Here is a 2,899-nt window from a genome sequence, read left to right on the forward strand (position 1 = left end):
GATCCCGGGGATAGCGGCGGAGGTGACGCGGCCCCGGCCGAGCGCCCGGCCGCGCCGCGCGCCGGAACCCGGCCCGGGCCGCGGGCGCTCCAGCACGTTCCGATCACACTGGATCAGGGGGATCGGATGTCGTGCCGTAGAATCCATGGCATTTCGAGCACGACCTCCGGCCACCCGTGTCCGGCCGATCGGGTCTTGCTCTAGGCGCTCGCCGCATCCAGCCCCGCCATTTCCCCCGCCGTCAGCGCCAGCGTCGCCGCCTTCGCCAGTTCCGCCAGCTGCGCCGGGCCGGTGGCACTCGCGATCGGGGCCGTGATGCCTGGCCGGGCGATCTGCCATGCCAGGGCGACGGCCGCCGGGCTCACCCCCCGCGCCTTCGCCACCGCGTCGAGCGCGGCCAGCACCGCATCCCCCTTCGGCCCCATGTGCTTGGCCACGCTCCGCGCGCCGCGGACGGATTTCCCGAGATCCCCCTCCCCCCGGTACTTGCCCGTCAGGAACCCCGAGGCGAGCGCGGAATAGGTGATGACCCCCACCTGCTCGGCCAGGCACAGCGGCAGCAGGTCGGCCTCGATGCCGCGATCCATCAGGTTGTAGACCGGCTGGTGGCTCTCGAAGCGCGGCAGGCCCTCGGCCGTGCTGAGATCGAGCGCCGCCTTCAGCCGCGCGGCGCTGTAGTTGGAGGAGCCGATGGCGCGGACCTTGCCCACCTCGATCAGCCGGGCGAAGGCGCCGAGCGTGTCGGCCAGCGGCACCGTCTCGTCATCCTTGTGCGCCTGGCACAGGTCGATCGTCTCGATGCCGAGCCGGGCGAGGGAGGCATCGCAGGCGCGCGCGATCCAGTCCGGCGACAGCCCCTTGCCCTGGCCGGGGATCTCCATCCCGCACTTCGTCAGGATCAGGACCTTGTCCCGCAGGCCGGGGCGGGATTTCAGCCAGGCGCCGATCAGGCTTTCCGATTCGCCGCCCGCATGGCCCGCGACCCAGGTGGAATAGACATCGGCCGTATCGATCGCGACCATCCCGTGGTCCAGGCAGGCATCAAGCAGGCGGAAGGACATCGCCCGGTCCGCGGTCCAGCCGAAGACATTGCCGCCGAAGACGATGGGCGGGACCGAAATCCCCGACCGGCCGAGCGCGCGAAGTTGCATGGCTGCCCCCTCCCGCGGGCGGTCCCAGCATGCCCGGGGCCGCCCGCCCGGCCAACCGGCCCGCGGCGCAACCTTTCCCTCCGCCGGGCCGGGGACTAGAAACAAAGGGAATGACTCGCCGCCCCGCCGCCGCCGCCGCGGCCGACCCCGCGCCCGCCCTGATCACCGAGACCGAGGCCCTGGCCGCGCTCTGCGCGCGGCTGGCGACTGAGCGCTTCGTCACGGTCGACACCGAGTTCATGCGCGAGCGCACCTACTGGCCGGAACTGTGCCTGGTGCAGCTCGCGGGGCAGGAGGAAGTGGCGCTGGTCGATGCGCTGGCGCCGGGCATCGACCTCGCCCCGCTCGGCGAATTGCTCGCGAACCCCGACGTGATGAAGGTGTTCCACGCCGCGCGGCAGGATGTGGAGATCTTCCTGCTGAAGTTCGACGCCGTGCCGACGCCGCTCTTCGACACGCAGGTCGCGGCCATGGTCGCGGGCTATGGCGACCAGGTGTCCTATGACGGGCTGTGCCGGTCGCTCGCGGGGGCGGCGATCGACAAGGCGCACCGCTTCAGCGACTGGTCGGCCCGCCCGCTCTCCCCCGCGCAGCAGGCCTATGCGGCGGCCGACGTGACGCATCTGCGCAAGATCTACTCGGTGCTGGACGCGAAGCTGCGGCGCGAAGGGCGCCTCGCCTGGGTGGCGGAGGAGATGGCGGCACTCGCCGACCCCGCGACCTATCGCACCGAGCCCGAGGCGGCGTGGGAGAGGCTGCGTCCGCGCACCGGCAACCGCCGCTTCCTCGGCGTGCTGCAGGCCGTCGCCGCCTGGCGGGAACGCGAAGCGCAGCGCATCAACATCCCTCGCCAGCGGCTGGTGAAGGACGAGACGCTGCTCGAGATCGCGGCGACGATGCCCGACACCGCGGCCGACCTCGCGCGCGCGCGCGGGATCTCGGAAGGCTTCGCCAAGGGGCGCTCGGGCGCGGGGCTGATCGCGGCGGTGAAGGCCGGGCGCGAATTGCCGGACGAGGCGCTGCCGGAGGCGCCCAAGGACCGGGCCGGCCCGCCTTCCTCCCCCGCCCTGGTCGCACTGCTGAAGGTGCTGCTGGCGGCAAAGAGCGAGGAGCACCAGGTCGCCCCGCGCCTGCTGGCCTCGAGCGACGATCTCGACCGGCTGGCCGGCGGCGACGGCGCCGAGGTGCCCGCGATGCATGGCTGGCGGCGGGAGGTGTTCGGGGAAGCCGCGCTGGCGCTGAAGAGCGGCCGGCTCGCGCTCGGCGTGGATGGGCGGAAGGTGAAGCTCATCCCGGCGGGGTAGGCGCCTCGCCGTCCACCATCGCGGCGAAGTGCTGCGCCATGCGCGCCGCGTCCGGCGCGATGCCGGTGAAGAGGCGGAAGGCCTCGACCGCCTGGAACACGGCCATGCCGCCGCCGCCCATGGTGCGGCAGCCGAGCGCGCGGGCCGCGCGCAGCAGCGCCGTCTCCCGCGGGAAATAGATGATGTCCGCAACCCACAGGCCGGCCCGAAGCAGCGCGGCGTCGAGCGGCAGGCCCGGCAGCTTCGCCATGCCGACGGGCGTGCAGTTCACGAGGCCATCCGCCGCCGCCATGCAGGCCGGCAGGTCGGCGACGGCGTCCGCCCGGCCGGCACCGAAGCGGGCCTCGAGGGCGGCGGCAAGGTCGGCGGCGCGGCCGGGCTCGACATCGTGCAGCATCAGCCGCGCCGCGCCGAGCGTGAGCAGCGCATGCGCGACCGCCGCCC

The 2,899-nt window shown here is 73.4% G+C and carries 2 protein-coding genes and 1 pseudogene; 1 reads left to right on the plus strand and 2 read right to left on the minus strand.

Features of this window, described 5'->3' with window-relative positions:
• Window positions 1-200: 200 nt before the first annotated feature.
• Entirely contained in the window at window positions 201-1,151 is a 951-nt protein-coding gene (locus tag HW577_RS23155; protein WP_198378469.1) for an aldo/keto reductase, read from the minus strand.
• Window positions 1,152-1,261: 110 nt separating this feature from the next.
• Here HW577_RS23155 and rnd point away from each other — a divergent pair, with 110 nt between their 5' ends.
• Complete coding sequence (gene rnd / locus HW577_RS23160; RefSeq protein ID WP_198378470.1) at window positions 1,262-2,455, plus strand: ribonuclease D; 1,194 nt, start codon at window positions 1,262-1,264, stop codon at window positions 2,453-2,455.
• On the opposite strand, the pseudogene HW577_RS23165 reads toward rnd, so the two are convergent.
• A pseudogene (locus HW577_RS23165) lies at window positions 2,439-2,899 on the minus strand (shikimate dehydrogenase); the annotation flags it as partial. The gene rnd and the pseudogene HW577_RS23165 sit on opposite strands and share 17 nt — an antisense overlap.

This window comes from Neoroseomonas rubea, from assembly GCF_016106015.1.
Taxonomy (GTDB): Bacteria; Pseudomonadota; Alphaproteobacteria; order Acetobacterales; family Acetobacteraceae; genus Neoroseomonas; species Neoroseomonas rubea.

Coding starts and splice junctions, on each gene's coding strand:
- HW577_RS23155 (WP_198378469.1), bottom strand. CDS start 1,151: ATGCAACTTCGCGCGCTCGGCCGGTCGGGGATTTCGGTCCCGCCCATC.
- rnd (WP_198378470.1), top strand. CDS start 1,262: ATGACTCGCCGCCCCGCCGCCGCCGCCGCGGCCGACCCCGCGCCCGCC.